At 69.2% G+C, this 22,725-nt stretch carries 21 protein-coding genes; 13 read left to right on the forward strand and 8 right to left on the reverse strand.

The window, feature by feature from the left end; all coding sequences use genetic code 11:
• The first annotated feature begins 21 nt into the window (after positions 1–21).
• Positions 22–2,376, forward strand: a complete 2,355-nt coding sequence (gene pcrA / locus ESP70_RS08630) for a DNA helicase PcrA (protein WP_149688890.1) — start codon at positions 22–24, stop codon at positions 2,374–2,376.
• A gap of 81 nt (positions 2,377–2,457) precedes the next feature.
• On the opposite strand, the gene ESP70_RS08635 is transcribed toward pcrA, so the two are convergent.
• Positions 2,458–3,252, reverse strand: coding sequence for a M23 family metallopeptidase (locus ESP70_RS08635; RefSeq protein WP_149688891.1), 795 nt, complete (start codon positions 3,250–3,252; stop codon positions 2,458–2,460).
• A 161-nt stretch (positions 3,253–3,413) separates the two neighbouring features.
• Here ESP70_RS08635 and ESP70_RS08640 point away from each other — a divergent pair, with 161 nt between their 5' ends.
• The gene (locus ESP70_RS08640) at positions 3,414–3,698 is read left to right on the forward strand and encodes a hypothetical protein (protein ID WP_149688892.1); all 285 of its coding nucleotides are present in this window, start codon (positions 3,414–3,416) and stop codon (positions 3,696–3,698) included.
• Here the strand turns inward: ESP70_RS08640 and ESP70_RS08645 are convergent.
• The gene (locus ESP70_RS08645; RefSeq protein WP_149688893.1) at positions 3,655–4,545 is read right to left on the reverse strand and encodes an alpha/beta fold hydrolase; all 891 of its coding nucleotides are present in this window, start codon (positions 4,543–4,545) and stop codon (positions 3,655–3,657) included. The genes ESP70_RS08640 and ESP70_RS08645 overlap by 44 nt on opposite strands.
• Before the next feature lie 141 nt (positions 4,546–4,686).
• Here ESP70_RS08645 and sucC point away from each other — a divergent pair, with 141 nt between their 5' ends.
• Positions 4,687–5,868 carry an ADP-forming succinate--CoA ligase subunit beta gene (gene sucC / locus ESP70_RS08650; RefSeq protein ID WP_149688894.1) on the forward strand — a complete coding sequence of 394 codons (1,182 nt, stop codon included), beginning with the start codon at positions 4,687–4,689 and terminating at the stop codon, positions 5,866–5,868.
• 1 nt (position 5,869) lies between these two features.
• Complete coding sequence (gene sucD / locus ESP70_RS08655) at positions 5,870–6,766, forward strand: succinate--CoA ligase subunit alpha (protein WP_149688895.1); 897 nt, start codon at positions 5,870–5,872, stop codon at positions 6,764–6,766.
• 102 nt (positions 6,767–6,868) lie between these two features.
• On the opposite strand, the gene ESP70_RS08660 is transcribed toward sucD, so the two are convergent.
• Entirely contained in the window at positions 6,869–8,680 is a 1,812-nt protein-coding gene (locus ESP70_RS08660; RefSeq protein WP_149688896.1) for an RNA polymerase sigma factor, read from the reverse strand.
• A 67-nt stretch (positions 8,681–8,747) separates the two neighbouring features.
• Between ESP70_RS08660 and ESP70_RS08665 the strand changes: the two genes are divergently transcribed.
• The 4 genes from ESP70_RS08665 to ESP70_RS08680 are packed head-to-tail and all read left to right on the forward strand — an operon-like array spanning position 8,748 to position 12,429.
• Complete coding sequence (locus ESP70_RS08665; protein ID WP_149688897.1) at positions 8,748–9,962, forward strand: cell division protein PerM; 1,215 nt, start codon at positions 8,748–8,750, stop codon at positions 9,960–9,962.
• On the forward strand, positions 9,865–10,503 hold the full coding sequence (gene purN, locus ESP70_RS08670; RefSeq protein ID WP_223148669.1) for a phosphoribosylglycinamide formyltransferase: 639 nt from the start codon (positions 9,865–9,867) through the stop codon (positions 10,501–10,503). The genes ESP70_RS08665 and purN overlap by 98 nt, the downstream gene beginning before the upstream one ends.
• Entirely contained in the window at positions 10,496–12,049 is a 1,554-nt protein-coding gene (purH, locus tag ESP70_RS08675; protein WP_149688898.1) for a bifunctional phosphoribosylaminoimidazolecarboxamide formyltransferase/IMP cyclohydrolase, read from the forward strand. The genes purN and purH overlap by 8 nt, the downstream gene beginning before the upstream one ends.
• A 41-nt stretch (positions 12,050–12,090) precedes the next feature.
• Complete coding sequence (locus ESP70_RS08680; protein ID WP_149688899.1) at positions 12,091–12,429, forward strand: hypothetical protein; 339 nt, start codon at positions 12,091–12,093, stop codon at positions 12,427–12,429.
• Here ESP70_RS08680 and ESP70_RS08685 read toward each other — a convergent pair.
• On the reverse strand, positions 12,406–12,945 hold the full coding sequence (locus ESP70_RS08685) for a YbaK/EbsC family protein (protein WP_149688900.1): 540 nt from the start codon (positions 12,943–12,945) through the stop codon (positions 12,406–12,408). The genes ESP70_RS08680 and ESP70_RS08685 overlap by 24 nt on opposite strands.
• The gene (locus ESP70_RS08690) at positions 12,942–13,589 is read right to left on the reverse strand and encodes a TetR/AcrR family transcriptional regulator (protein WP_149688901.1); all 648 of its coding nucleotides are present in this window, start codon (positions 13,587–13,589) and stop codon (positions 12,942–12,944) included. Before ESP70_RS08690 ends, ESP70_RS08685 begins: the two co-directional genes overlap by 4 nt.
• A 63-nt stretch (positions 13,590–13,652) precedes the next feature.
• Between ESP70_RS08690 and ESP70_RS08695 the strand changes: the two genes are divergently transcribed.
• Positions 13,653–14,504, forward strand: a complete 852-nt coding sequence (locus tag ESP70_RS08695) for a bifunctional methylenetetrahydrofolate dehydrogenase/methenyltetrahydrofolate cyclohydrolase (protein WP_149688902.1) — start codon at positions 13,653–13,655, stop codon at positions 14,502–14,504.
• Positions 14,501–14,776, forward strand: coding sequence for a DUF3017 domain-containing protein (locus tag ESP70_RS08700; RefSeq protein WP_188110562.1), 276 nt, complete (start codon positions 14,501–14,503; stop codon positions 14,774–14,776). The genes ESP70_RS08695 and ESP70_RS08700 overlap by 4 nt, the downstream gene beginning before the upstream one ends.
• Before the next feature lie 82 nt (positions 14,777–14,858).
• On the opposite strand, the gene ESP70_RS08705 is transcribed toward ESP70_RS08700, so the two are convergent.
• Positions 14,859–15,848, reverse strand: a complete 990-nt coding sequence (locus ESP70_RS08705; protein ID WP_149688904.1) for a malate dehydrogenase — start codon at positions 15,846–15,848, stop codon at positions 14,859–14,861.
• Between the two features lie 137 nt (positions 15,849–15,985).
• On the opposite strand from ESP70_RS08705, the gene ESP70_RS08710 reads away from it, so the two are divergent.
• The gene (locus tag ESP70_RS08710) at positions 15,986–16,453 is read left to right on the forward strand and encodes a Fur family transcriptional regulator (protein WP_149688905.1); all 468 of its coding nucleotides are present in this window, start codon (positions 15,986–15,988) and stop codon (positions 16,451–16,453) included.
• The gene (gene katG / locus ESP70_RS08715) at positions 16,446–18,689 is read left to right on the forward strand and encodes a catalase/peroxidase HPI (RefSeq protein WP_246161974.1); all 2,244 of its coding nucleotides are present in this window, start codon (positions 16,446–16,448) and stop codon (positions 18,687–18,689) included. The genes ESP70_RS08710 and katG overlap by 8 nt, the downstream gene beginning before the upstream one ends.
• Before the next feature lie 58 nt (positions 18,690–18,747).
• Here katG and aqpZ read toward each other — a convergent pair whose 3' ends face one another.
• Positions 18,748–19,455, reverse strand: a complete 708-nt coding sequence (aqpZ, locus tag ESP70_RS08720) for an aquaporin Z (protein ID WP_149688906.1) — start codon at positions 19,453–19,455, stop codon at positions 18,748–18,750.
• 143 nt (positions 19,456–19,598) lie between these two features.
• Here aqpZ and ESP70_RS08725 point away from each other — a divergent pair, with 143 nt between their 5' ends.
• A complete protein-coding gene (locus ESP70_RS08725) occupies positions 19,599–21,812 on the forward strand; it encodes an NADP-dependent isocitrate dehydrogenase (protein WP_149688907.1) in 2,214 nt (737 codons plus the stop codon).
• On the opposite strand, the gene ESP70_RS08730 is transcribed toward ESP70_RS08725, so the two are convergent.
• Complete coding sequence (locus ESP70_RS08730; protein ID WP_149688908.1) at positions 21,809–22,684, reverse strand: alpha/beta hydrolase family protein; 876 nt, start codon at positions 22,682–22,684, stop codon at positions 21,809–21,811. The genes ESP70_RS08725 and ESP70_RS08730 overlap by 4 nt on opposite strands.
• Positions 22,685–22,725 lie beyond the last annotated feature (41 nt).

Below are 22,725 nucleotides of genomic sequence, written 5' to 3' on the forward strand. Positions count from 1 at the left end.
GCAACTAGGCTGGGAGGCACGATGACGTTGCCGTTCCCTGTGCCCACCGCCGCTCCGGACCAGTCCGCCGTCAAGCGGCGACCCCGCTCGGAGACGCTGCTCGAAGGTCTCAACGAGGCCCAGCAGGCGGCCGTCTCGCATCCCGGCGGGCCGCTGCTGGTCGTGGCCGGCGCCGGGTCGGGCAAGACCCGCGTGCTGACCCGCCGCATCGCGTGGCTCATCGCCGCCCGCGGAGCGCATCCGGGCTCGATCCTGGCCATCACGTTCACCAACAAGGCCGCTGCCGAGATGCGTGAGCGCGTCGCCGACCTCGTGGGGCCGCGGGCTCGCATGATGTGGGTCTCGACATTCCACTCCGCCTGCGTCCGCATCCTGCGCCGCGAGGCGAGCCGGTTCGGGTTCACGTCGTCGTTCACGATCTACGACGCGGCGGACCAGCGCCGGCTCATGACGCTGGTGTGCCGCGACATGGACCTCGACCCCAAGCGCATCAACCCGCGCGCGGTGCTCAACTGGATCTCCAACCTGAAGAACGAGCTCGTCGACCACGAGTCGGCGGCCGGCCGGGCGGACAACCCCACCGAGGAGATCTACGCCGAGGCCTACAAGACCTACCAGGCGCGCCTGCAGGCGGCCAACGCGATGGACTTCGACGACCTCATCATGAACACGGTCCACCTGCTCCAGGCGTGGCCCGATGTCCGCGAGACCTATCGGCGGCGCTTCCGGCACATCCTCGTCGACGAATATCAAGACACCAACCACGCGCAGTACCAGTTGATCAAGGAGCTCACGGACGACCAGTCCGACCTGCTCGTCGTGGGTGACTCGGACCAGTCGATCTATGCGTTCCGCGGCGCCAACATCCGCAACATCCTGGAGTTCGAGGACGACTTCCCCAACGCCGCGACGATCCTGCTGGAGCAGAACTACCGCTCGACCCAGACGATCCTGTCGGCCGCCAACGCCGTCATCAGCCGCAACGAGGGCCGCAAGGACAAGCAGCTGTGGTCGGCTGAAGGCGACGGCGAGAAGATCGTCGGCTACGTCGGCGACGACGAGCGCGACGAGGCCCAGTTCATCGCCGACGAGATCGACAAGCTGGGCGACGCCGGGGTCGCTGCGGCCAAGGACGTCGCGATCTTCTACCGCACCAACGCGCAGAGCCGGGTGTTCGAGGAAGTCTTCATCCGCGTCGGCCTGCCCTATCGCGTCGTCGGTGGTGTCCGGTTCTACGAGCGCAAGGAGATCAAGGACGCGTTGGCCTACGTCCGGGTGCTCGTCAACCCGCGCGACGCGGTCTCGCTGCGCCGCATCATCAACGAGCCCAAGCGCGGCATCGGCGAGCGCGCGGAGGCCGCGATCCAGCGTCTGGCGACCGCCGAGGACATCAGCTTCTGGGAGGCCCTGACCCGGGCCGAGGAGGCGACGGACCTCGCGACCCGGTCCCTCAACGCGATCCAGGCGTTCACGGCGGTGATGTCCGAGCTCATGACGATGGCCGAGTCCGGTGCCCCTGCCGACGCCGTGCTGGAGGCCGCGCTGACCCGCAGCGGCTACCTGTCGACGCTCGAGCAGAGCACGGACCCCCAGGACGAGACCCGGGTCGAGAACCTCGCCGAGCTCGTCGCGGTCGCACGCGAGTTCGTCGTGGGCGCCAGCACGGTCGTCGACGACGCTGCCGAGGTCGTCGACGAGGCTCCCTCGGACGCCGTCGACGCGATCTCCGACGACCCCGACCTCGCCGCAGGATCGCTCGGCGCCTTCCTCGAGCAGGTCGCCCTGGTCGCCGACGCCGACCAGATCCCCGACGAGGGCGAGGGTGTCGTGACCCTCATGACGTTGCACACCGCCAAGGGCCTGGAGTTCCCCGTCGTGTTCCTCACGGGCCTCGAGGACGGTGTGTTCCCGCACATGCGGTCGCTGGCCGACACCAAGGAGCTCGAGGAGGAGCGGCGGCTGGCCTATGTCGGCATCACCCGCGCCCGCACGCGCCTCTACGTCACGCGTGCCGCGACCCGCTCCGCGTGGGGCGCGCCGTCCTACAACCCCCCGTCGCGATTCCTCGACGAGCTCCCCGAGGCGCTCCTCGACTGGCGCCGTCTCGCCTCGCCGCCGACGCAGTGGACCCCGAGCTCACCCTCGGCGACGGCCCAGTCGTCGTTCCGGTCCGCCAACGTCGCTGCGCGCTCCAAGCGGGCGAGCCGTGAGGTCGTGTCGGTGTCGGCCGGTGACCGAGTCAGCCACGACAGCTTCGGCCTCGGCACCGTCATCGCGGTCGAGGGCCAGGGCGAGAAGTCCGTCGCCTCGGTCGACTTCGGCTCGCAGGGCGTCAAGCGACTCCTGCTGCGCTACGCCCCCGTCGAAAAGCTCTGACCCCGACCCTCGATGAGGGTTTGCGGTTGCCCGGACAGCCGAAAACCCTCGTCCATCGAGGACGAGGGTTGAGGGCGAAGGTCAGGGGTTGACGCCGTGCTGGCGCAGGACGGGCTCGGGGTCGACCGCAGCGCCGCCGCCGGGGTGCACCTCGAGGTGCAGGTGCGGACCGGTCACGTTGCCGGTCGAGCCGGTGTAGCCGATGACATCGCCAGGCCCGACGGCCTGGCCGACGCTGACGGCGATGCGGCTCTGGTGGCAGTACCAGATGTCGGTGCCGTCGCGGAGCGTGATGATCGTGCGGTTGCCGTAGGCCCCTTCGTAGCCCGTCGACTTCACGACGCCGGCGGCGACCGAGACGATCGTCGAGCCTGACGGTCCGGCGAAGTCGAGGCCGGTGTGGATCGTGGCCCACAGACCGCTGCGCTGACCGAACCGCGCCGTCAGGTGGTAGCCGGTGACCGGGACGACCCACTGGTTCTTCTTGAGCAGCGCCGACTGGGCGGTGACCTTCTTCTTGAGGTCGGCCTGGGCGGTCAGCACCTGCTGGGCCTGGACCTTGATCTGCTTGGTGGTCAGCTCGCGGTCGAAGCTGCGGCTGATGTCGACCTTGCCGTTCGCGGCGGCGTCATCCGGGCCGACATAGCTCTGCGAGATCGTCTGGTACTTGTCGTTGGCCAGCGAGTCACCGTCGTGGTTGCCGAGGAGCGTGGAACCAAAAGCAGCCAGGACCAGGATGAAAGCTCCGGCCATGGCTGGGGTGGGGGTGAAGCTGCGCTTGCGGGTCTTGCGGCGCTGAGCGGTCCGCTTGCCCGGTGTTCGCTGGGGGGTCTCCTGGCGTACATCCAGTCGGCGTTTAGGCGCAGACGAAGACACGCAAAATACCTCCGGAGAAGTGACGACAGGACTCGGGAAGCCTAGCCCAAGGGACCAGCTGAGCGAAACCAAATTGACGCTTTGAACAACAAATGGCCTTGATCTCGCCTGAAATGTCGACCAGATGTGACGACCTTCACGCTTGTGGGACCATCGATCTCATGGTAAGACAGCGTGTCGTCCTTGGCTCGACCGGCGATGACGAGCGGGCCAGCGGCGCGGCGAGGCGGCTTCGTGACGAGGGCCAGGAGATCGTCTACGTCGGTGGTCACCAGACCCCCGAACAGCTCGTCCACGCGGCGATCGCCGAGGACGCCGTGGCGCTCCTGGTCGATGCTGATGCTCAGGCTCTGGCCCGCATCACCGAGCTGTGCATCGAGCTCGGCGTCGCAGAGGTGCTCGTCACGCCTCTCGACGTACGTCCTGGCGCGCCTCGATCTCCGTGACGAAGGCGCGCACGGCATCGGCGACGACGCCGGGCTGCGACTGCACGACCCAGTGACCCGCGACCACGTCGACACGGCGCACGTCAGGCGCGTACGCCGCGACATCGGCGTAGACGGCAGGAGTCAGGAACGTGTCCTTGGTCGGCACGACCAGCTGGACCGGGACGCTCGTCGAGTCACGGCGGAAGCTCAGCCCGTTGGCGCGGTAGAGGTTGAGGCCGTTGCGGAAGTCGTCCTCGAACGTCTCGCCCCAGTGTCCGTCGCCGATGCGCTGACCCCGCGCCAACGCCTTGCGCAGCTGCCGGCTGAACCTCCGGGTGGCGAGCTCGGGCAGGCGGGGCATCTGGAACGCCACGACGTACCAGGACTGGATCGCCTGTCGACCCACCGCCGCGAAGCGCCTGCGGGCCAGCCCGTCGCGGAAGAAGTTGCCGTAGATCTCGAGGCCGGGCCCGCTGATCGACGTGTACGAAGCGATACGTCCCGTCAGGCGGGCGTCGGACGACTCGCGCATCACGGCGGCCCACGACTGGATCGAGCCCCAGTCGTGACCGACCAGGTGCACCGGCCCGCCGTCAGGGCGTACGTGGTCGATGACCGCTGCGAGGTCGCCGACGAGCTTGCTCATGCGATAGCCCGAGCGCGACGCCGGTGCGGTCGAGCCACCCGCGCCGCGTACGTCGTAGGTCACGACGCGGTGGTCCGGCGCGAGCAGTGCGGCGACGTGGTCCCACACGTGCTGGTTGTCGGGGAATCCGTGGACCAGGACAACGGTGGGTCCGCGGTCGTTGCCCCGGACGCGTACGTGCAGCAGGACGTCGGACGACGAGATCGTCTCGGCGGTCATCGGCTCTCCCGGGGACGTGTGTGTGACGAAGCCAACGCGCGTTAACGGACAGTTAAGGGCTAGAGTCGCAAAGGCTCAATTGGTGTCGGCCACCGGCCGACTGCTGAGCGTAACGGACGTCAACAAAGGACGGACTCCACCGTGGACTTGATGGAATACCAGGCGAAGGAGCTCTTCGCCAAGCATGATGTACCGGTCACCCTGGGCATCGTTGCCAACACTCCGGACGAGGCGAAGGTCGCAGCTGAGCAGCTGGGTGTCGTCGTCGTCAAGGCACAGGTCAAGGCCGGAGGCCGCGGCAAGGCCGGCGGCGTCAAGCTCGCCAAGACCCCCGACGAGGCCTTCGACCACGCGTCGAACATCCTGGGCATGCAGATCAAGGGTCTGACGGTCAACCGGGTGCTCATCGCCCCGGCCGCCAGCATCCAGGAGGAGTACTACTTCTCCTTCCTGCTCGACCGCGCCAACCGCAGCTACCTCTGCATCGCCAGCGTCGAGGGTGGTGTCGAGATCGAAGAGGTCGCCAAGACCAACCCCGACGCCGTCAAGCAGATCCCGATCGATGCCGGCACCGGCGTCGACGAGGCCAAGGCCCGCGAGATCGTCGCGGAGGCCGGCTTCCCCGAGGCTCTCGTCGAGCAGGCCGTCACGACGGTCCTGACGCTGTGGAAGGTCTTCGTCGAGGAGGATGCCACGCTGGTCGAGGTCAACCCGCTCGCCCGCCTCGAGGGCGACATCCTCGAGGCGCTCGACGGCAAGGTCTCGCTCGATGAGAACGCCGAGTTCCGCCACGAGGACCACGCCGCGTTCGAGGACAAGGCCGCGGCCGACCCCCTCGAGGCGAAGGCCAAGGAGAAGGGCCTCAACTACGTCAAGCTCGACGGCGAGGTCGGCATCATCGGCAACGGCGCGGGACTCGTCATGAGCACCCTCGACGTCGTCGCGTACGCCGGTGAGAAGCACGGCGGCGTCAAGCCCGCCAACTTCCTCGACATCGGCGGCGGAGCCTCGGCGCAGGTCATGGCCGACGGCCTCGACGTGATCCTCAACGACGCGCAGGTCAAGAGCGTGTTCGTCAACGTCTTCGGCGGCATCACGTCGTGTGACGCGGTCGCCAACGGCATCGTCGGCGCGCTGGACATCCTCGGCGACGAGGCCTCCAAGCCGCTGGTCGTACGCCTTGACGGCAACAACGTCGAGGAGGGTCGCCGGATCCTCAACGAGAAGAACCACCCGCTGGTGACGCTCGTCGACACGATGGACGGTGCGGCTGACCGCGCTGCCGAGCTCGCGAACACTAGCTCCAACGGAGAGGGGGCCTGACATGTCGATCTTCCTCAACAAGGACTCCAAGGTCATCGTCCAGGGCATCACGGGCGGTGAGGGCACCAAGCACACCGCCCTGATGCTCAAGGCCGGCACCAACGTCGTCGGCGGCGTCAACGCGCGCAAGGCCGGCACGACGGTCGAGCACACGGGCGCCGACGGCAACACGGTCGAGCTGCCGGTCTTCGGCACGGTCGCCGAGGCCATAGAGAAGACGGGCGCCGACGTGTCGGTCGCCTTCGTCCCGCCGGCGTTCACCAAGGACGCCGTCATCGAGGCCATCGACGCCGAGATCGGCCTCCTGGTCATCATCACCGAGGGCGTCCCGGTGCAGGACAGTGCCGAGTTCTGGGCGTACGCGCAGGGCAAGAAGACGCGCATCATCGGCCCCAACTGCCCCGGCATCATCACGCCGGGCGAGGCGCTCGCGGGCATCACGCCGGCGACGATCTCCGGTTCGGGCCCGATCGGCCTGGTGTCGAAGTCGGGCACGCTGACCTACCAGATGATGTTCGAGCTGCGTGACTACGGCTTCACGACCGCGATCGGCATCGGCGGCGACCCGATCATCGGGACGACGCACATCGACGCGCTCGAGGCGTTCGAGGCAGACCCCGACACCAAGGCGATCGTCATGATCGGCGAGATCGGCGGCGACGCAGAGGAGAAGGCCGCGGCCTACATCCAGGCGCACGTCACCAAGCCCGTCGTGGGCTATGTCGCCGGGTTCACCGCTCCTGAGGGCAAGACGATGGGCCACGCCGGCGCGATCGTCGCCGACGGTGCGGGCACCGCGCAGGGCAAGAAGGAAGCCCTCGAGGCTGCTGGCGTCAAGGTCGGCAAGACGCCGTCCGAGACCGCCGAGCTCATGCGGGAGATCCTCAAGGGGCTGTAAGCCTCTTCATCAGGAGCCCCCTCTCGCCTGTGGCGGGAGGGGGCTTCTTTTGATGTTCTTGAGTGGCTACCGCGTTTCTTCTTGTGGCCCTCGTCGCGTTGGCTACTTGGCGTACTTCAGGCGGGTGGCGGCGCGTTTGGCCATGGCTTCGAACGTCTTCTGGGTGATGTCGTACGTGCCGGCCGGAGTGAAGGTCACCTGCGCGACGTACGCGCCGCGTCGGATCAGCGACATCCGGTAGTAGGCCCGATCGCCCTTGGTGACCTCGACGCCGACGCGCCAGACGTCGCCGGAGTAGGCGCTGCTCTTGAACGCCTCGTGCTCGTCGACCTTGGCCGAGAGGTTCTTGTCCGAGCACGAGTCGAGCCGCTTGGCAGTCTTGTCGACGAACGCCTTGGCCTTGGCGGCGGACGAGAACCGGCCGACCGTCTCGGCGACGCCGAACTGCTTGGGCAGCGTCGTCGCCTGGTAGAGCACGTAGATGCGGGCACCGGCGCGCTTGACGTCCTTGCCGGTGAAGCTCGCGTTGTCGCACTGGGTCGCGGCCGGGTTGGTCTTGGCCGGGACCGGGGCGCCGGCCCACACCTTGTCGACGTTGCGGATCGGCGGCAGGTCGACGATGCCGAGGAACGACGGAGCGTCGGAGGTGGGCGGCGGATCGGTGCGCCGCACCGTGATCATGTCGTCGCACTCGCCGCCGCTGTCCTCGCAGACCTTGGCGACGGAGTCGTTGAGCGTACGCGCGAAGGTCTGGATGCTCGGCCCGCTCGCACCGTCGGCCTCGTGCACCAGGGTGCTCGTGACCGTGCCGGAGTGGCTGAACCCGACCGTGAACGTACGTTCGGGGGAGCGGTGCGAGCGCAGCCGCAGGATCTGGAAGTCACCGAAGTTGCGCTGCACCGTGTAGGCGGCGACGAGCTGGACCCGCGGGTGCTCGCAGTCGGAGTACCACTGCACCAGTCGCGCGTAGGTCTTGGCGGCGATGTCGTCGCTGCGGGACACCTCGATCGCCTGGGCGACGCGTTCGTTGGTCACTCCGGTCGCCGTGAACGTGCGGACGAAGACCTTGAGCGGGTCCTTGTCGGCGTAGCGCTTGGTGGGGCAGGTCGCGTAGGGCGTCGTGTTGTCGACGTTCTCGTCGGTGCCGTCGACCTTCCACGTGCTCTCGGGATCGAGCCCGCCGACCTGCTTGGTCGACAGCAGGTTGTCGGTCGTGATCTTCTCGGAGTCGAGCAGGACGTCTGGCCGTTCGGCGCCGATCTTCTGGCGGTGCGGCAAGGCGCTGCTGGTGGCGAGGGCGTCGCCATCGGTCGCCACGAGCCCACCACCGAGGATCACGGCGATGGCGACCGCCACGAGCAGGACGGTGTTGCGCTGTCGACCGCGCTTGGCGGCGGTGCGGAGGGTCGATGCCGGCGGCACCTCGAGCGAGTCGGTCGCCGCGGCCAGCCCGTGCATGCGCCGCTCGATCGTGTCGATGCTCTGGCGCAGAGCCGTCTCGAGCTTCTCCAGCGCGCTGGTGACGCTCTCGATGCCCTCCTCGGCGGGTACGCCCACCTCGCGGGAGGCTTCCTCGAGGTCGGTGTTGCCCAGCGTCATGAGGACGATGAGGCGGCGATCGTCGACGCTCAGCTCGGCGAGGGCCTCGAGCAGCTGGGTGTCGCTGTCCTCCTCGTGCTTGCGGCGCAGCGGGTGCGTGCCGCGACTGAGCGCCGTGAGCTTCCAGGCCTCGTTGCGGACCCAGCCGAGGGGGTGGTGGTCGCGGATCTTGGTCCAGTCGCGCCACGCGCGACGATAGGCGTCGACCGTCGCCTCGAACGCGACCTGGCGATCGCCGCAGACCGCATAGGTGACCTGCACGGCGTCCGCGAAGGTCGAGGAGTAGAAGCTGTTGAACTCGTCGACACGAGTCATCTCCAGCCTCCTCCTGCCGTCGGCGTGCCTGTGTGCAACGACGCAACTTTACAGGGAGGATGAACTGGTGCCCGCGCCCGTCGAGACTCCCTACCTCCGGCCGGCCTTCCTCACTGCGCTGCTGGGCGCGATCGTGTCGCTCGCGGTGTCGGCGCTGTTCGTACGCGTGGCGCAGGGCTCGGCCGACCCGCCGCTCCTCTCGTTCGTCCGTGCCTCGGTCCGCACGTGGCTGGTGTCGATGGGATCGGGCATCGACACGGGCCCGGTGACGTTCGGTCTCGTCCCGGTGGGCGCCACGCTGGTGTGCATCGCGCTGGTCGCGCGCACCGCGTCGTGGGTTGTCGCCGATCCGGTCGACGAGCTGCCTGCCTTTGTGGCGACCACAGCCGGTGCCTATGGCGTGATCGCCGCCGTCGCGTCGACCGCGACGGCGTCGGGCGACGTGCACACGTCAGTCATCCGCGCCGCGTTCGGTGCCTTCGTCGTGGGTGGCCTCGGTGCCGCGTGGGGTGCCGTACGCCGGCACGGTCAGGGCGATCGCCTGTGGTTCACGGCATCGGACGACGTACGCCTCGCGACCCGCGCTGCGATTCCCGGGGTGCTCCTGGTGCTCTCGGCAGCGGCTGTCGTGGTGCTCGTCCAGCTCCTGCGCAACCTCTCGCGCGCCGGTGACATCTGGGCCCAGCTGGACCCCGGTGGCGGTGGTGTCATCGCGCTCGGCGTCGCCTGCGTGCTGGCTGCGCCGACGTTGGTCCTCTGGACGGCATCGGCGCTGGTCGGCCCCGGCTTCATGCTCGGCACCGACACGTCGGTCGACCTCACGGGCTCGCAGCTGGGCACCGTGCCTGGCTTCCCGTTGCTGGGGGCCCTGCCACCGCCGGGGGAGTTTCCCGACTGGGTCTTCGTGCTGTGGCTCGTGCCGCTCCTGGCCGGCATCGTTTCGGGCTGGCGGGTCGAGCTCGGTGAGCGCGAGGGCCTGCTGGCTCGTGTCGCCCTGGGTGCTGCGGCTGGTGCGGTGGCGGGATTCCTGCTCGGCATCCTGGTCGGCCTGTCGGGCGGCGCCATCGGGCCCGGTCGCATGGCCGACGCCGGGCCGCCGGTGTTCACGCCCCTGCTGCTCGCCGTGCCTGCGATGGCGGTGGGCGGCGCGCTCGGCGCTCTGCTCAAGCACTATCGTGGAGGTCGTGCCCCGCAGCCCTCGGACGCCAGCTCGACTGGTCGTCCTCGTCTCTGGAAGCGGCACCAATCTCCAGGCACTGATCGACTCGTCGACGAGTCCTGACTACGGCGCCGAGATCGTCGCCGTCGGTGCTGACCGCGACGGCATCGAAGGCCTCGCCCGGGCCGAACGACACGGCATCCCGACGTTCGTCCTGAAGACCTCGGCCCACACCGACCGCAGTGCGTGGGACGAGGCGCTGGCCGAGGCTGTCGCAGCGTACGAGCCGGATCTCGTCGTGCTGGCCGGGTTCATGAAGCTGACCGGTCCGGCGTTCCTCGCCCGGTTCGGCGGGCGCACCCTCAACACCCACCCGGCGCTGTCGCCGGCGTTCCCGGGCATGCACGGCCCGCGCGACGCGCTGGCGTACGGCGTCAAGGTCACCGGGGCGACGCTGTTCGTCGTCGACGAAGGTGTCGACACCGGGCCGATCGTGGCCCAGGTCGCCGTGCCGGTGCTCGACGGCGACGACGAGGCCACGCTGCACGAACGGATCAAGACCAGTGAGCGCGCGATGCTGGTCGAGTGGGTCGGCAGGCTCGCGCGCGAAGACTTCCACCTCGATGACCGGGCCGTCGTGCTCGGAGGAGAAACTGATGACTGACACCCGTCCCCTCAAGCGCGCCCTCGTCTCGGTCTACGACAAGACCGGACTCGAGGACCTCGCCCGCGACCTGCACGCCGCCGGCGTCTCGATCGTGTCGACCGGCTCGACCGCCAAGACCATCGAGTCGGCAGGTGTGCCCGTGACCCCGGTCGAGGAGCTCACCGGGTTCCCCGAGTGCCTCGACGGGCGGGTCAAGACCCTGCACCCGCGCGTCCACGCCGGCATCCTCGCCGACCTGCGCCTCGACGACCACGTGCAGCAGCTCGCCGAGCTCGAGATCGAGCCGTTCGACCTGGTCATCGTCAACCTCTACCCCTTCCGCGACACCGTGCTCTCTGGCGCCACGCCTGACGAGTGCGTCGAGCAGATCGACATCGGTGGCCCGTCGATGGTCCGTGCCGCGGCCAAGAACCACCCCAGCGTCGCGGTCGTCGTCAGCCCCTCGGCGTACGACGAGGTGCGGGCCGCGCTGGCTGCCGGCGGCTTCACGTTCGACCAGCGCAAGCGGCTCGCGGCGCAGGCGTTCGCGCACACCGCGGCCTACGACGTCGCGGTGGCGTCGTGGTTCGCCAGCGCGTACGCACCGTCCGATGACGGCTGGCCCGAGTTCACCGGTGCGACGTGGGACAAGTCGGCGGTGCTGCGCTACGGCGAGAACCCGCACCAGCCGGCCGCGCTCTACCAGCACTGGCGCGGTGGCCTGGCCGCCGCCGAGCAGCTGCACGGCAAGGAGATGTCCTACAACAACTACGTCGACACCGATGCCGCGCGCCGGGCGGCATACGACTTCGAGCTGCCCGCCGTCGCGATCATCAAGCACGCGAACCCCTGCGGCATCGCGGTCGGTGCCGACGTCGCGGAGGCCCACGCGCGCGCCCACGCGTGCGATCCGGTCTCGGCCTATGGCGGCGTCATCGCGGTCAACCGCCCCGTCAGCGAGGCCATGGCCACGCAGGTCGCCGAGGTGTTCACCGAGGTCATCGTCGCGCCCGACTATGAGGACGGCGCCCTCGAGGTGCTGCAGGCCAAGAAGAACATCCGCATCCTGCGCGTCCCGGCCGACGAGCACCCCGAACCGATCGAGTTCCGCGCCATCAGCGGCGGTGTGCTGATCCAGCGCGTCGACCACGTCGACGCACCCGGCGACGACCCGTCGACGTGGACGCTCGTCGCAGGCGAGCCCGCTGACGAACGTACGCTCGCCGATCTCGCATTCGCCTGGACCGCGGTGCGCGCCGTGAAGTCCAACGCGATCCTGCTCGCCAAGGACGGCGCCTCGGTCGGCGTCGGCATGGGCCAGGTCAACCGGGTCGACTCCTGCAAGCTGGCCGTCGAGCGGGCCGGCGCCGAGCGGGCCACCGGCTCGGTCGCTGCGTCGGACGCGTTCTTCCCGTTCCCCGACGGGCCGGAGATCCTGATCGCCGGTGGCGTACGCGCGATCGTCCAGCCCGGTGGGTCGATCCGTGACGATGCCGTCATCGAGGCCGCCCAGGCCGCCGGCGTGACGATGTACGTGACCGGGACGCGCCACTTCTTCCACTGAGGCCTGAGGCTCACGCGACCCCTCGCCGCAAGGCTGAAGGCTTGCTGGTGTTCCCGCGGCGACGCATGAAGACCGCTGCGGAAGGGCGCGTGTGCAGCGCCCGCTACCGTGATCGCATGACAAGGCGTGCCGGGGTCGTGCTGTGGCTGGCTGTGACGGTCGCGCTGTTCGTGGTCCCGATTGACGGGCCGAGGATCAAGCTCTACTCCGTCAGCCACGCGGATGGCAGCGGAAAAGAAGTGTTCATCGCCTTGTTCGGGTTGCTCGCGCTCATCAGCCTGACGGCCGGGATCGTCATACTCGCGGTTGCGTGGATCCGTGGGCGCCGCGCTCGTTCGAGCCGGGAACCCGTCAGCTCAATGCAGTCCGAGGCCTCCTAGCACCTGGGCACCCGGCAGCTCCGCCAACGACGCTCCGGGCAGCGCCAGCTTGGACCGGCGCAGGCCGCTGCCGAGCAGCACCCAGGGCTGCTCGATGACGGCTTGGTCGACGAGGATCGGCCAGCTCTCCGGCACGCCCACGGGAGTGATGCCGCCGTGTTCCATGCCGGTCTCGCCGACCGCCCAGTCCTGCGGTGCGAACGAGCATTTGCGGGTGTCGATCGTGCGGCGCACGAGGCCGTTGACGTCCGCGCGGGTGCTCGACAGGATCACGCAGGCCGCCGGGCGCAACTCCCCGCCACGCTTGCCGAGCACGATGACACAGTTGGCCGACATGTCGGCGTCCAGGTCGAACTGCTCCGTCAGTGCGGCCGTCTCGGCCAGCTCGGGGTCGATCGCGACGGTGTGTGCGTGCGCGGCGACCGTTGGCAGCGCGGCGAGGGCGGCGGCGACCGGAGGAGCGAGCAGCTCGTCCTGAGCCGGCTCGAGCTCGAGCGACCCGAGACGAACCGTCACTGCTGGGCCTTGCGCAGGTCGGCGAGCGTACGGTCGACACCTTCCGGCCCGATCGCGTGGGCGGCGACGAGTCCGCGGATCCCCGAGACGAGCAACCGGGCCTCGTCGTCCTCGGTGTAGAGGCCGGACTGCCGACGCACGGCGGTGCCCGTGATGAGTGTGACGATCGAGGCGGAGAGCGCGCCCGGCTCGTGGATGCCGACCCGGGCCAGGAGACTCGTCGCGAGGTCCTCGAACGCCCGCATCGACCGGGCGGCGTTGTCGCGGAGCTCCGGCACCCGGGCGGCGGCAAGGAAGATCGCGAGCTCGAGGGCGGCGACCTCGGGCCCGCGCACGGCGAAGACCCGGGAGATGAGGTGCGAGGCGTCGTCGATGCTGACGTCTGCGCCAACGTCGACGGCGGCCAGAGCCTCGAGGTCGCGCGACCACTGGTCGATGTGGGCGCCGAGCGCCTCGCGGATGAGATCGCCGATGGACTCGAAGTAGTACGTCGTGGTCGCCGACGGCAGACCCGCACGGGCGGCCACCGCTCGGTGCGTGATGGCGCGGGAGCCGCCCTCGGCGAACAGCTCGATCGCGGCGGCCAGCAGCTCGTCGCGGCGCAGGCGACTGCGCTCCTGCGACAGCTGTGCGCGGCTGGTCATGCACGGAGTCTAAGGGGGCGCCCGGTCCACCCCGGCCGGGCGTCGTCGTGAAAGACTCGTGCCGTGACAGCGCAGATTCTCGACGGCAAGGCGGTTGCGGCCGCGATCAAGGACGAGCTCCGCGTACGCGTGGACGCGCTCCGCGAGCGAGGCATCACCGCCGGCCTCGGGACGATCCTCGTCGGCAACGATCCCGGCAGCCAGTGGTACGTCGCAGGCAAGCACCGCGACTGCGCCCAGGTCGGCATCGAGTCGCTGCGCATCGACCTGCCCGAGACCGCGACGCAGGCCGAGGTCGAGGCCGCCGTCGACGAGCTCAACGCCGATCCGGCGTGCACGGGCTACATCGTTCAGCTGCCGCTTCCCAAGGGTCTCGACGAGAACGCCGTGATCGGCCGCATCGATCCAGCCAAGGACGCCGACGGCCTCCACCCGACCAACCTCGGCTGGCTCGTGCTGGGCAAGGAAGCGCCGCTCCCATGCACGCCGCGGGGCATCATCGAGCTCCTGCGCCGCCACGACGTGCCGATCGCCGGCCAGCATGTCGTCGTCGTGGGCCGTGGCATCACGGTCGGCCGGCCGATGGGGCTGCTGCTGACCCGGCGCAGCGAGAACGCCACCGTCACGCTGTGCCACACCGGCACGCGTGACCTCGCCGCCGAGGTCCAGCGGGCCGACATCGTCATCGCTGCCGCCGGCGTGCCCGGCATCATCTCGGCCGACATGGTCAAGCCCGGCGCCGCGCTGCTCGACGTCGGGGTGAGCCGCGACGACAACGGCATCGTCGGCGACGTCGACCCCAAGGCGTACGAGGTGGCGGGCTGGATCTCGCCCAACCCCGGCGGTGTGGGGCCCATGACCCGCGCGATGCTGCTGGCCAACGTCGTGGAGACCGCGGAGCGACTCCACCCGTGATCGGCCCGCGGAGCCGCGGCTCGCAGCTCTACCTGCTGCACCTGCTGGCGGTGCTCGCCGGACTCGTGATCGTCGTCGCCGGCCCGTGGCGCGTCGGCGTCATCGTGATCGGCGCCGCGTTCGTCGTGGGCGCACTTGCACGGGTCGTCGTCCCGATCGACCACACGGGCATGCTGCGCGTACGCGGCAAGGCGTTCGACGTGTTCTGGATGTCGACCCTCGGCGTCGCTCTCGTCGTGCTCGCCGTCGTCATCCCGGGCCAGCCCACCTGACGCACCCAGAAATGGATCGAGGTGCACCAGCCCCTCGTCCGGGGTGGTGCACCTCGATCCAGATCTCGGGTCGGGCGTCGGCTCAGATGAGGCCGAGCTCCTTGACCGCGTCGCGCTCCTCGATGAGCTCGGCGGCGGTGGCGTCCATGCGGCCGCGCGAGAACTCGTCGATCTCGAGGCCCTGGACGATCTCCCAGTCGCCGCCCTTGGTCGTGACGGGGAACGAGTAGATCAGGCCCTCGGGGACGTCGTACGAACCGTCGGAGACGACCGCCATCGACGCCCAGTCACCCTCGGGGGTGCCGTGCAGCCAGTCGCGGGCGGCGTCGATCGTGGCCGACGCAGCGGATGCGGCGGACGAGGAGCCGCGCGCCTCGATGATCGCGGCGCCACGCTTGGCGACGGTCGGGATGAAGTCGTTCTCGATCCAGGCCTGGTCGCCCACGGTCTCGGCGGCGTTCTTGCCGGCGATCTCGGCGTGGAAGATGTCGGGGTACTGGGTCGCCGAGTGGTTGCCCCAGATCGTGATCTTCTTGATGTCGGCGACCGACGTGCCGGTCTTGGCAGCGAGCTGCGCGATCGCCCGGTTGTGGTCGAGGCGGGTCAGGGCGCTGAAGCGCTCCTGGGGGATGTCGGGCGCGTTGGACATCGCGATGAGGGCGTTGGTGTTGGCCGGGTTGCCGGTGACACCGATGCGTACGTCGTCGGCGGCGACGGCGTTGAGGGCCTTGCCCTGCGCCGTGAAGATCGCGCCGTTGGCCTCGAGCAGGTCGCCGCGCTCCATGCCGGGGCCGCGGGGACGCGCGCCGACCAGCAGGGCGAGGTTGACGCCGTCGAAGATCTTCTCGGCGTCGTCGCCGATCTCGACGCCGGCGAGGGTCGGGAAGGCGCAGTCGTCGAGCTCCATGACGACGCCCTCGAGCGCCTTGAGCGCGGGCGTGATCTCGAGCAGCTGCAGCTGGATCGGGGTGTCGGGGCCGAGCAGGGATCCGCTGGCGAGACGGAAGAGGAGGCTGTAGCCGATCTGACCGGCGGCGCCGGTGACGGCGACCTTGACGGGGGTAGTGCTCACGAGAGGTGCTCCTTGAGGCTGGGGTTCCTTTCGAAACTAGCGCACCCGCACCGGAGGCGACCCACCCGACCCTGCGTTCACGAGACGTTCACGAGCACATTCTTGAATGATTCCAGAAAAGGTGATTGCATGGCGGCATGCCCACGCTCACGGACCCCGTCGCGCAGCTGCGCGAAGCCGGTCTGCGGGTGACGCGGCCGCGGCTCGCGGTCATCGACGCTCTCGGTCGGCAGCCTCACGCTGACGTCGACTCGATCGCCGACGCCGCGCGAGCCGAGCTCGGCACGGTCTCGACCCAGGCGATCTACGACGTCCTCAAGGCGTTCACGGCCGTCGGGCTCGTACGCCGCATCGAGCCGGCGGGTTCTCCGGCGAGGTTCGAGCTCCGCGTCGGCGACAACCACCATCACGTCGTGTGCCGCTCGTGCGGTGCGATCGCCGACGTCGACTGCGCCCACGGCAGCGCACCCTGCCTGACGGCATCCAACGACCACGGCTTCTCGATCGACGAGGCCGAGGTGACGTACTGGGGCACCTGCCCTGACTGCGCCGCCACACCTGCTCATGAATCATCCATCTTGATCCGGGAGGAACCCCATGCCTGAAAGCAACGACCACAACGCCGTCGTCGGCGACATGAACGACGAGGAGAACGAGGGCCAGGGGCAGTGCCCCGTCTCCCACGGCGGACGGGTCCACCCGACTGAGGGCTCGGCCAACCAGGAGTGGTGGCCCAACCAGCTCAACCTCAAGATCCTGCGCAAGCACACCGACGTCGCCAACCCCATGGACGACGACTTCGACTACGCCGAGGCGTTCAACGCCCTCGACCTCGACGCCGTACGCAGCGACCTCGCGGCGCTCATGACGGACTCGCAGGACTGGTGGCCGGCCGACTTCGGTCACTACGGACCGTTCTTCATCCGCATGGCCTGGCACAGCGCGGGCACCTACCGCATCCGGGACGGCCGTGGCGGCGCCGGAGCCGGCATGCAGCGCTTCGCCCCGCTCAACAGCTGGCCCGACAACGGCAACCTCGACAAGGCTCGCCGCCTCCTGTGGCCGATCAAGAAGAAGTACGGCGCCGCGATCTCGTGGGCCGACCTGATGATCCTGACCGGCAACGTCGCGCTCGAGACGATGGGCTTCAAGACCTTCGGCTTCGCCGGCGGCCGTCCCGACGTCTGGGAGCCCGACGAGGACGTCTACTGGGGCCCCGAGGACGAGTGGCTCGGTGGCGACAAGGGTGGCGAGCAGCGCTACACCGGTGACCGCGAGCTCGAGAGCCCGCTCGCCGCGGTCCAGATGGGCCTGATCTACGTCAACCCCGAAGGTCCCGAGGGCGTCCCGGACCCGCTGGGCTCGGCTCGCGACATCCGCGAGACGTTCGGCCGCATGGCCATGAACGACGAGGAGACCGTGGCGCTGATCGCCGGCGGCCACACGTTCGGCAAGACCCATGGCGCGGGCGACCCTGACCAGTACGTCGGCCCCGAGCCCGAAGGCGCACCGATCGAGGAGCAGGGACTCGGTTGGAAGCAGTCGTTCGGCACCGGCAAGGGTCGCGACGTCATCACCAGCGGCCTCGAGGTCACCTGGACCGCGACGCCGACGACGTGGGACAACTCGTTCTTCGAGACGCTGTTCGCGCACGAGTGGGAGCTGACCAAGAGCCCCGCGGGCGCCCACCAGTGGCAGCCCAAGGGCGGCGCCGCGGCCAACACGGTGCCCGATCCGCAGGACGGCACGCTGTCGCGCCCCCCAACGATGCTGACGTCCGATCTCGCGCTGCGGTTCGACCCGATCTACGAGCCGATCTCGCGCCGCTTCCTCGAGAACCCGGACCAGCTCGCCGACGCGTTCGCGCGCGCTTGGTACAAGCTGACGCACCGCGACATGGGACCGATCCAGCGCTACCTCGGCCCTCTGGTGCCGCAGGAGGAGCTGCTGTGGCAGGACCCGCTCCCCGCTGCGACGGGCGAGCCGCTCTCGGCCACTGACATCGCCGAGCTCAAGGCGCAGATCCTCGCGTCCGGCCTGACGGTGTCGCAGCTCGTGTCGACCGCGTGGGCCTCGGCGTCCTCGTTCCGCATCAGCGACAAGCGCGGCGGCGCCAACGGCGCGCGCATCCGCCTCGAGCCGCAGAACGGCTGGGAGGTCAACAACCCCGACCAGCTCGCAGCGGTGCTGCGTACGCTCGAGGGCGTCCAGCAGGCGTTCGGCAAGGGCGTCTCGCTGGCCGACGTCATCGTGCTGGGCGGCGCGGCGGCGATCGAGCAGGCGGCCAAGGCTGCCGGTCACGACATCGAGGTGCCGTTCACGCCGGGACGTAGCGACGCGACGCAGGAGCAGACCGACGTCGAGTCGTTCGCGGCGCTCGAGCCGGCCGCCGACGGGTTCCGCAACTACTACGGCAAGGGCAACCGCCTGCCGGCGGAGTTCTTGCTGATCGACAAGGCGAACCTGCTCAACCTGAGCGCGCCCGAGCTGACCGTGCTGGTGGGTGGCCTCCGGGTCCTCGACACCAACTACGACAACTCGTCGACGGGCGTGCTCACCGACCAGCCGGGAACCCTGACGAACGACTTCTTCGTCAACCTGCTCGATCTCGGCACGACGTGGACGGCGTCGGCTGCCGACTCGTCGACGTACGAGGCGCGCGACGCCTCGGGCGCCGTCACCTGGACGGGCAGCCGGGCCGACCTGGTCTTCGGCTCGAACTCCGAGCTGCGTGCGATCGCCGAGGTCTACGCGAGCGACGATGCCCAGGGCAAGTTCGTGCACGACTTCGTCGCTGCATGGTCCAAGGTCATGGACCTGGACCGCTACGACGTCGCCTGACACCGACGACGCAGGGCCCGGGACGCTGACGTCCCGGGCCCTGCGTCATGTCCGAGTGTCAGTCGGTGTCCTCGCCGACGATCATGGCGTGCGTGACGCCGGCGATCGCGGCGCCGATGACCGGCGCGAGGATGAACACCCAGACCTGCGCGAGGTGGTCGCCACCGGCGAACCAGGCGACGCCCAACGAGCGGGCCGGGTTGACCGAGGTGCCGTCGACCGGGATCGAGATCAGGTGGATCAGTGTCAGGGCCAGGCCGATCGCCAGGCCGGAGAAGCCGACCGCCGCGCGCTTGGCCGTCGCGCCGAAGATCACGTAGAGGAAGAACGCCGTCAGCACGATCTCGGTGATGATGACCGCCAGCAGGCTGTAGCCGCCGGGGGAGTGGTCGCCGTAGCCGTTGGCTCCGAAGCCGCTTGCCGTCGCGTCGAAGCCGTCGGCGCCATGGGCGATGACGAACAGGACAGCGCCGGCGATCGTCGCTCCGGCGAGCTGCGCCGCGAAGTATCCGGGTGCGTCCTTCCAGTCGAACCGCTTCGCCGTCGCGAGGCCGACCGTCACCGCGGGGTTGAAGTGCCCGCCGGAGATGGGACCGAACGCGTACGCGGCGGTCAGGACCGTCAGGCCGAACGCCAGGGCGATGCCGAGCGTGCCGACGCCGCCCTCGTTGCCGGCCAGGACCGCCGTGCCGACGCCGCCGAGCACGAGCCAGAACGTGCCGAGCGCCTCGGCGCCCAGCTTGTGGGAAGTGGTGGGTGCTGCCATCGTGGGCCTCCTGAGGTATGTGTGACCTGCCTCACAGGGTAGGGCGCCGGCGGCCGCGACTGGGGGACGCTGGAGGCGTCAGTGTCGGTGAGATATCTTGATGTCAAACAATCTTTGATCCACACGTAGGAGTCGTCGTACTCATGGCCAAGATCATCTACACCCACACCGACGAGGCGCCGCTGTTGGCCACCTACTCGTTCCTCCCCGTCATCGAGGCGTACGCCTCCACGGCCGGCGTCGAGGTCGAGACCCGGGACATCTCCCTGGCGGGCCGCATCATCGCGCTGTTCGGCGACCGGTTGACGCCCGAGCAGCAGATCGGCGACGCACTCGCCGAGCTGGGCGACCTGGCGAAGACGCCCGAGGCCAACATCATCAAGCTGCCCAACATCAGCGCCTCGATCCCGCAGCTCAAGGCCGCGGTCGCCGAGCTGCAGAGCCAGGGCTACGCGCTGCCGGACTACCCCGACAATCCGCAGACCGACGAGGACAAGGACGTCCGCGCCCGCTACGACAAGGTCAAGGGCAGCGCGGTCAACCCCGTCCTCCGCGAGGGCAACTCCGACCGCCGTGCGCCCGCCTCGGTCAAGAACTTCGCCAAGGCGCACCCGCACTCGATGGGCGCCTGGAGCAGCGACTCGAAGACCAACGTCGCCACGATGGGCGCCGACGACTTCCGCTCCAACGAGAAGTCCGTCGTCATCGAGTCCGACGACACGCTGAGCATCCGGCTGGTCGGCGAGGACGGCACGACGACGGTCCTCAAGGACGCGGTCCCGGTGCTGGCCGGCGAGGTCGTCGACTCCACCGTGATGCGCGCAGCCGCGCTCGACGAGTTCCTCACGGCGCAGGTCCAGCGCGCCAAGGACGAGGGTGTGCTGTTCTCGGTGCACCTCAAGGCGACCATGATGAAGGTGTCCGACCCGATCATCTTCGGGCACGTCGTCAAGGCGTTCCTGCCCGACGTCTTCGAGACGTACGGCGCCGACCTCGCTGCGGCCGGCCTGAGCCCCAGCAACGGGCTCGGCTCGATCCTCGCCGGTCTCGACGCGCTGCCCAACGGCGCCGAGATCAAGGCCGCGATCGAGCAGGGCATCGCCGAGGGCCCCGCCCTCGCGATGGTCGACTCCGACAAGGGCATCACCAACCTGCACGTCCCGAGCGACGTCATCGTCGACGCGTCGATGCCGGCCATGATCCGTACGTCGGGCCACATGTGGGGCCCCGACGGCAACGAGGCCGACACGCTCGCGGTGATCCCCGACAGCTCGTACGCCGGGGTCTACCAGACCGTGATCGACGACTGCCGGGCCAACGGCGCGTACGACCCGACGACGATGGGCTCGGTCCCCAACGTGGGACTCATGGCGCAGGCGGCCGAGGAGTACGGCAGCCACGACAAGACGTTCGAGATCGACCGCGCAGGCACCGTCGAGGTCGTCAACCAGGCCGGCACCGTCGTGCTCGAGCACGCGGTGGAGGCCGGGGACATCTGGCGCGCCTGCCAGACCAAGGACGTGCCGATCCGCGACTGGGTCAAGCTCGCCGTGACGCGTGCCCGTGCCTCGCAGACCCCCGCCGTGTTCTGGCTCGACCCGAGCCGCGCGCACGACGCCAACCTGATCGCCAAGGTCGAGGCCTACCTGCCCGAGCACGACACCGACGGCCTCCAGATCGAGATCATGGCGCCGGCCGAGGCCACGCAGTTCTCGATCGACCGCATTCGCCGCGGCGAGGACACGATCTCGGTGACCGGCAACGTGCTGCGCGACTACAACACCGACCTTTTCCCGATCCTCGAGCTCGGCACGAGCGCCAAGATGCTGTCGATCGTCCCGCTGATCAACGGCGGCGGGCTGTTCGAGACCGGCGCCGGCGGCTCGGCGCCCAAGCACGTGCAGCAGCTCGTCAAGGAGAACCACCTGCGCTGGGACAGCCTCGGCGAGTTCCTCGCGCTGGCGTCGAGCTTCGAGCACATGGCGACGACGACCGGCAACGCCCGGGCGCAGATCCTCGCCGACACCCTCGACCGGGCGACCGGCACGTTCCTCAACGAGAACAAGTCGCCGAGCCGCAAGGTCGGCGAGATCGACAACCGCGGCAGCCACTTCTACCTGGCGCTCTACTGGGCGCAGGAGCTCGCGGCGCAGACCGAGGACGCCGACCTCGCGGCCGCGTTCGCCGAGGTCGCCGGCTCGTTGGCGGCCAACGAGCAGAAGATCAACGACGAGCTGCTCGCGGTGCAGGGATCGCCGGCCGACATCGGCGGCTACTTCCGGCCCGACGACGCCAAGGTCAAGCAGGTCATGCGCCCGTCGACGACGTTCTCCGAGGTTCTCGGCATCCTGGGCTAGGTCGTACGCCGTTCGGCGAGGTGCGGCAGGATCAGCTCGTCCCACAGGTCGACCTGGTTGTGCCGGAAGAAGCCGAAGTGGCCCATGCGGTCGACGCCCAGCTGCTGTGGGGTGTAGCGCATGTGCGTCGTGTCGACTGCGGTGTAGAGGGCGTCGAGCGTGCTGATGCTGGTCGCCGACATCAGCTCGTCGTCGGTGAACGACACCGACGCCATCGGGATCTGCACTGCGGCGAACTGCTCACGCATCTCGGGCAGCTCGGCGAGCAGGTAGTCCGGCTGCATGCACCAACGACCCCACTGGCGCATGACGTTGGGCGGGAGATCGCCGAGGATGCCCAGCCGCTTGCCGGGGAAGTAGCCCGCCACCGCGATCGCGGCCGGAGCGATGACCTTCCACAGCAGTGGTGCCTTGCGCCGGGCGCTCGCGGTGTTGTGCCGCCAGTAGCCGGTGCCCGATGCGACGCTGATGGCACGGTCGGCCTTGCCATGGTCGGCGAACGGTAGGACCTGGCCGCCGAGGCTGTGGCCGAGCCAGGTGACGGGCAGGCCTTCTGCGCGTACGTGCGCATGGTCGAGCGCGTCGCGGGCGTCGTGGGCCCAGCGCACGAGGTCGCTCGTGACCTCACGCATCGGGCCGTCCAGTGACTCGCCGTAGCCGCGGTAGTCGAACGTCATGACCGCGAAGCCGCGGTCGCGCAGCCACGAGGCGAATGTTGCGTAGTAGGCCGCGGTGGTCGCCATCGCCGGGACGATCAGGACGACGCCGCGCGCGTCGCCGTTCGGCTCGAACCAGCGACCGTGCAGCTCGTAGCCGTCGTCGGCCGGGAAGGTGAAGGAGTCCCACAGCTGGTGCTCTATAACGTTCGTCATAGCGCCGACGCTAGACTATGACGACTGTCATAGTCAACGCG

The organism is Aeromicrobium ginsengisoli (assembly GCF_004134905.2).
GTDB classification, from domain to species: Bacteria; Actinomycetota; Actinomycetes; order Propionibacteriales; family Nocardioidaceae; genus Aeromicrobium; species Aeromicrobium ginsengisoli.

What these genes read in the sequence shown, in the direction of transcription:
- pcrA (WP_149688890.1), top strand. Translation starts at nt 22, where the DNA reads ATGACGTTGCCGTTCCCTGTGCCCACCGCCGCTCCGGACCAGTCCGCC.
- ESP70_RS08640 (WP_149688892.1), top strand. Translation starts at nt 3,414, where the DNA reads ATGGTAAGACAGCGTGTCGTCCTTGGCTCGACCGGCGATGACGAGCGG.
- ESP70_RS08645 (WP_149688893.1), bottom strand. Translation starts at nt 4,545, where the DNA reads ATGACCGCCGAGACGATCTCGTCGTCCGACGTCCTGCTGCACGTACGC.
- sucD (WP_149688895.1), top strand. Translation starts at nt 5,870, where the DNA reads ATGTCGATCTTCCTCAACAAGGACTCCAAGGTCATCGTCCAGGGCATC.
- ESP70_RS08660 (WP_149688896.1), bottom strand. Translation starts at nt 8,680, where the DNA reads ATGACTCGTGTCGACGAGTTCAACAGCTTCTACTCCTCGACCTTCGCG.
- purH (WP_149688898.1), top strand. Translation starts at nt 10,496, where the DNA reads ATGACTGACACCCGTCCCCTCAAGCGCGCCCTCGTCTCGGTCTACGAC.
- ESP70_RS08690 (WP_149688901.1), bottom strand. Translation starts at nt 13,589, where the DNA reads ATGACCAGCCGCGCACAGCTGTCGCAGGAGCGCAGTCGCCTGCGCCGC.
- ESP70_RS08710 (WP_149688905.1), top strand. Translation starts at nt 15,986, where the DNA reads ATGCCCACGCTCACGGACCCCGTCGCGCAGCTGCGCGAAGCCGGTCTG.
- katG (WP_246161974.1), top strand. Translation starts at nt 16,446, where the DNA reads ATGCCTGAAAGCAACGACCACAACGCCGTCGTCGGCGACATGAACGAC.
- aqpZ (WP_149688906.1), bottom strand. Translation starts at nt 19,455, where the DNA reads ATGGCAGCACCCACCACTTCCCACAAGCTGGGCGCCGAGGCGCTCGGC.
- ESP70_RS08725 (WP_149688907.1), top strand. Translation starts at nt 19,599, where the DNA reads ATGGCCAAGATCATCTACACCCACACCGACGAGGCGCCGCTGTTGGCC.
- ESP70_RS08730 (WP_149688908.1), bottom strand. Translation starts at nt 22,684, where the DNA reads ATGACGAACGTTATAGAGCACCAGCTGTGGGACTCCTTCACCTTCCCG.